1 protein-coding gene is annotated in these 6,323 nt (G+C 74.7%); it reads left to right on the top strand.

Features of this window, described 5'->3' with window-relative positions; translation table 11 throughout:
* On the top strand, positions 1–6,253 hold a 6,253-nt coding region (locus ABZW03_RS35410; RefSeq protein WP_355267888.1), incomplete at its 5' end, for a type I polyketide synthase.
* Positions 6,254–6,323 lie beyond the last annotated feature (70 nt).

The raw sequence follows: 6,323 nt of genomic DNA on the forward strand, positions 1-6,323 counted from the left end.
CGAGGAGCTCGACACCTCCGCCCTCGACGCCGACTACTGGTACCGCAACCTCCGCGAACCCGTGCTCTTCGACCAGGCCACCCGGCTGCTGCTCGACCACGGCCGCACCGTCTTCGTCGAGGTCAGCCCGCACCCCGTCCTGGTGCCGGTGATGGACGGCGTCGCGACCGGCACGCTGCGCCGCGGCAGCGGCGGCAGGCAGGAGTTCCACCTCGCCCTGGCGCGCCTGCACACCCAGGGCGTGGCCGTCGACTGGACGCCGCTCTTCCCCGGCGAGCCCCGCCACGTCCCGCTGCCGACGTACGCCTTCCAGCACCGGCCGTACTGGTTGACCCCCACCGCCGCGAAGGGCGACGTGTCGGCGGCGGGACTGGACTCGGCCGGGCACCCGCTGCTCGGGGCCGTCGTCGAACTGGCCGGGGACCGGAGCCTCCTGCTCACGGGGCGGCTCTCCACGGCCACCCACCCCTGGCTCGCGGACCACGCCGTCCTGGGGAGGATGCTGCTGCCCGGCACCGTGTTCGTCGAACTCGCCCTGCACGCCGGACGGCGGGCCGGCTGCGACGTCCTGGACGAACTGGTGCTGGAAGCCCCCATGGTCCTGCCGGACGACGGTTCCGTGCCGGTCCAGGTCGCCGTCGGCGCCCCGGACGGGACGGGCCGACGCCCCGTCACCGTGCACTCCCGGACGGGCGGCAGCTGGCTGCGGCACGCCACCGGCACGCTGGCGACCGGCGACCGCCCCCACCCGTACGACACCGGCGAGCCCTGGCAGCCGGCCGGTGAGCCCGTCGACCTGACCGACTTCTACGACACCCTCGCCGCCCAGGGCTACGAGTACGGGCCGGTGTTCGCGGGCGTACGCGAGATCCGGCGGCAGGGCGACGAGCTCCACGCCGAGGTGGCGCTGCCCGTCGACACCCGCGACCGCTTCGGTCTCCACCCCGCGCTGCTCGACGCCGCACTCCAGCCGCTGACCCTGCTGGCCGCCGGCCGCCTGCCGTTCTCCTTCGCCGGGGTGTCGATGCGGCAGGCCGGCTCCACGGCCCGGGTCCGCCTCACGCCCACCGGCCCCGACACCTTCCGGGTCGCGCTCGCCGACGAATCCGGGCCGCTGGCGGTGATCGACGCGCTGACCGTGCGCCACCGGCCGCCAAGCATGGCGGTCGCCGGGACCGACCAGCTCTTCCGCCTCGACTGGGTGCCCGTCGAGAGCACCGGCGAGCCCCCGGCCGTCCATGTCGTCACGCCCCTGGCAGGAGACCCCGTGGCGGCCGCGCACACCGTCGCCGCCGAGACGCTGGGCGTGCTCCAGGACTTCCTGCGCGACGGGGACGGCCGGCTGGCCGTCGTGACCCGTGGGGCGGTCGGGCTGGACCCGGTCGACCTGCCGTCCAGCGTCGTCTGGGGCCTGGTCCGCGCGGCCCAGGCGGAGCACCCCGACCGGTTCGTGCTCGTCGACACCGACGACCGCGTCCTCGTCGCGGGGGACGAACCGCAGCTCGTCGTCCGCGAGGGCGCCGCCCACGCCGCCCGACTGGTACGGGCCGACGCGGCCCCGGCACCCGGCCCGCTCGACCCGAACGGCACCGTGCTGATCACCGGAGGCACCGGAACCCTGGGCCGCCTGGTCGCCCGGCACCTGCGCGAGCGGCACGGCATCCGGCACCTGCTCCTGCTCAGCAGGACCGCGGCCGAGGTGGACTTCGACGCCGAGGTGGTGGCCTGCGACGTGGCCGACCGGGACGCGCTGGCGGCCGTCCTGGACGCGATCCCGGCCGAACACCCGCTCACCGCGGTCGTGCACGCGGCCGGGGTGCTCGACGACGGCGTCGTCGAATCCCTCACGCCCGACCGGATCGACCGGGTGCTGCGGCCCAAGGCCGACGCCGCCTGGCACCTGCACGAGCTGACGAAGGACCTCGGCCTGAGCGCGTTCGTGCTCTTCTCGTCCGCCGCCGGGGTGCTGGGCGGACCGGGCCAGGCGAACTACGCCGCCGCGAACGCCTTCCTGGACGCCCTCGCCGCGCACCGGCGTGCCCTGGGCCTGCCGGGCGTGTCGCTGGCCTGGGGACAGTGGGCCGAGGACAGCGGGCTGACCGAGCACCTCACCGACACCGACCGCAGGCGCCTAGCCCGCGCCGGTGTGCTGCCGATGCCCACGGACCAGGCGCTGGCGCTGTTCGACCTGGCCCTGGGCGCGGCCGATCCCGCGTTGGTCCCCGCCCACCTCGACCTGTCGGCGGCGACCGGCCGCCCGCTGCTCAGCCGCCTCACCCGGACCAGGCCCGCCCGGCGCACGGACCGGCCGGGCCTGGGCAGGGAACTGGCGGCCCTGCCCGAGACCGAGCAGCACAGCCGCGTCCTGGACCTGCTCCTCGGCCAGACGGCCGCGGTCCTCGGCCACGGCGACACCGCGGCCGTCAGCGCCGAGCGGGCCTTCAAGGACCTGGGCTTCGACTCGCTCACCGCGGTGGAACTGCGCAACCGGCTGTCCGCGGTCGCCGGGGTACGGCTGCCCGCGACGATGGTCTTCGACCACCCGACCCCGGCCCGGCTGGCCGAGTACCTGCGGGAGGTGGTCCTCGGCCGGGAGCGCCGGACGGTGGCGCCCGTGCCGGTCGGGGTTCCGGTGCCGGACGATCCGGTGGTGGTCGTGGGGCTGGGGGCCCGTTACCCCGGTGGGGTGGGTTCGGCGCAGGAGTTGTGGCGCCTGGTGTCGGGCGGGGCGGACGCGATCGGGGAGTTCCCGTCGGATCGCGGATGGGACGTGGGCCGTCTCTACGATCCGGCCGGCGGTCCGGGGACCTCGTACACGCGGGTGGGTGGCTTCCTCGCGGACGCGGGTGGCTTCGATGCCGCGTTCTTCGGGATCTCGCCGCGTGAGGCGTTGGCGATGGACCCGCAGCAGAGGGTGCTGCTGGAGACGGTGTGGGAGACCTTCGAGGACGCGGGGATCGACCCGACGTCCTTGCGGGGCAGCCAGACGGGCGTGTTCACCGGCATCTGGGCGTCCGGCTACGCGGGCGGAGTGGACCAGATCTCGCGCGACGCGGACGGCTATGTGGCCACCGGCACGGCGACGAGTGTGACCTCCGGGCGGGTGTCGTACCTGCTGGGGCTGGAGGGCCCGGCGGTGTCGGTGGACACGGCGTGCTCGTCCTCGCTGGTGGCCATTCACCTGGCGGCGCAGGCACTGCGCTCGGGGGAGTGCTCGCTGGCCCTGGCCGGCGGGGTGACGGTGATGGCGACACCCGCCGCCTTCATCGACTTCTCGCGGCAGCGCGGGCTTGCGGCGGACGGGCGGGTGAAGGCGTTCGCCGAGGCGGCCGACGGTACGGCCTGGGGTGAGGGCGCCGGTTTGGTGCTGCTGGAGCGGTTGTCGGATGCCCGCCGGAACGGTCACCGGGTGCTGGCGGTCGTCGCGGGAAGCGCGGTGAACCAGGACGGGGCGTCCAACGGGCTGACCGCGCCGAACGGTCCGTCACAGGAGCGGGTGATCCGTCAGGCCCTCGCGAACGCCGGGTTTGCGGCGTCCGAGGTGGACGCGGTGGAGGCTCATGGCACCGGCACCACCCTCGGCGATCCCATCGAGGCGCAGGCGCTGCTGGCGACGTACGGCCGGGACCGGGTGGAGCCGCTGTGGCTGGGCTCGGTGAAGTCGAACATCGGGCACACCCAGGCCGCGGCCGGGGTGGCGGGCGTGATCAAGATGATCATGGCGATGCGGCACGGCGAACTGCCGCCGACGCTGCATGTCGACGCGCCGACCTCCCATGTCGACTGGTCGGCGGGCCAGGTCTCGCTGCTCACCGAGGCCCGGCCGTGGCCGGAGACGGGACGTCCCCGCCGTGCCGGCGTCTCGGCGTTCGGCATCAGTGGGACGAACGCGCACGTGATCCTGGAGGCACCGGCCGAGGAGACGCCGCCCGCTCCCGAGGCCGCGGGCCCGGTGCCGTGGCTGCTGTCGGCCAAGTCGGACGCGGCCCTGCGCGACCAGGCCCGCAGACTGCGCGGGTTCCTCGCCGAGCACCCCGAGGTCACACCGGCCGAGGTGGCCGCAGGCCTGGCCGCGCGGGCCCGGTTCCCGCACCGTGCCGTGCTGACGGACCCGGCCGGCCTGGACACGCTGATCGACGGAGAGCCCGGAATCGTCACGGGCACCGCCTCCGCCGGTAGGTCGGCGTTCGTGTTCTCCGGTCAGGGTGGTCAGTGGGCGGGGATGGGGCGGGGCCTGTACCGGGAGTTCCCGGTGTTCGCCCGGGCTTTGGACGAGGTGTGCGGGCTGCTGGGCCTGCCGGTGGAGGTGCTGTTCGAGGACGCGGACGGGGTGTTGGGGGAGACGGAGTTCACCCAGGGCGCGGTGTTCGCGCTGGAGGTGGCCCTGTTCCGGCTGGTGGAGTGGCTGGGGGTGCGGCCGGACTTCATGGTCGGGCACTCCGTCGGCGAAGTGGCCGCGGCCCATGTGGCGGGGGTTCTGGGTCTGGCGGACGCGTGTGCGCTGGTGGGGGCACGGGGCCGGCTGATGCAGGGCCTGCCCGGTGGTGGGGCGATGGTGTCGCTCCAGGCCTCCGTGGAGGAGGTTGCGGGTTCGCTGGTGCCGGGGGCCGAGGTGGCGGCGGTCAACGGCGCGGACGCGGTGGTGGTGTCGGGGGACGAGGCCGCGGTGCTGGCGGTCGGTGAGGTGTGGCGCGGCCGTGGTCGCCGGGTGCGGCGGCTGGCGGTGAGTCACGCGTTCCATTCGGCGCGGATGGATCCGGTGCTGGAGGAGTTGGGTCGGGTGGTGGCGGGGTTGTCGTTCGCCGAGCCGGTGATCCCGGTGGTCTCCACGGTGACGGGAAAGCCGGTGGAGATGGGGGAGCCGGGGTACTGGGTGCGCCAGGTACGGGAGCCGGTCCGGTTCGCCGACGCGCTGGAGTGGCTGACGGACCAGGGCGTGACGGGGTTCCTGGAGGTGGGCCCGCATCCACTGCTCGTGGGGACCGGGTTGATGCGCCGTGGTGGTGACACTCCGGACCGGCTGTTCGCCGGGTTGGGCCGGCTGTGGGCGGACGGTGCCGCGCGCTGGACACCACCCGCGGCCACATCGTCGGGCGAGTCGGACGTGCGCGTGCCCTCGTACGCCTTCCAGCACCAGCACTACTGGCTCCAGCCCACCACCCCGTCGGAGGGCCTCGACACGCCCGACCACCCGCTGCTGCGGTCCCTGGTGAAGCTCCCCGACGGGCAGGGCGTCGTCCTGACCGGGAAGCTCTCCGCGTCCGCCCACCCGTGGCTGGCCGAGCACACCGTCCTCGGTTCGACGCTGCTGCCCGCGATGGCGTTCGTGGACCTGGCCGTCCACGCCGGCGAGCACACGGCCAGCCCCGTCCTGTCCGAGCTGGTTCTGGAGGCGCCGCTCGTGCTGTCCGAGCGCGACGGCGTGCACGTGCAGGTCACCGTCGGCGCGCCCGACGACACCGGACGCCGGCCCGTCACCGTCCACTCCCGTACCTCCGCCGAGCCCGACGAGTGGACCCGCCACGCGACCGGCGTGCTCAGTCCGCCGGCGGACCGGGCGACCCGGGCGGACCGGGCGGACCGGACGGCCGTGCCCGGGGCGGACGACAGCGGGGCGGACGACAGCGGGGCCGCGCCGATCGACATCGGCTCGTTCTACGACCGGCTCGCCGACGCCGGCTACGACTACGGGCCGACCTTCCAGGGGCTCACCGGCATCCGGCGGCACGGCGAGGACCTGCACGCCGAGGTGAGCTTCCCGGCGGATGCGGCGCAGCTCACCGGTTTCCGCGTCCACCCCGCGCTCCTGGACGCCGCCATCCAGCCGCTGACCCTGCTCGCGGGCCTCGGCGGCCTCGCGGCCGAGGACGGCGGCGCCGACGGCAGCCCGGCGCGGATGCCCTTCTCGTTCTCCGGTGTGTCGGTCACCGGGTCGGCCGCGACGGCCCGCGTGGTGCTGCACCCGACCGGGCCGGACACCTGCGCGGTGCGGATCACCGACACCGCCGGGCTGCCGGTGGTGAGCATCGACGAGATCGTCCTGCGGCCCGTCGAGGCGGCGGGCCACGCGGCCGGGCGCCGGCGGAACTCGCTGTTCGCCGTCGACTGGGCCCCGATGGCGGCACCGGACGGCCCGGAGACCGAGACGGTCCTCCACGAGGTCGTCGGCGAGGGCGAACCGGTCGCGGCCGCCCACGCGGTGACCCGCGAACTGCTCGGCACGGTACGGGAGTTCCCGGCCCTCCACAGTTGACTGTTTTTTAGCAACGAATTGCCCGATCATGAGCCAATTCGCACACGGGTTCTGTCATGTTCGAGCCAGC

Source organism: Kitasatospora sp. NPDC004799 (assembly GCF_040609095.1).
Lineage (GTDB): Bacteria > Actinomycetota > Actinomycetes > Streptomycetales > Streptomycetaceae > Kitasatospora.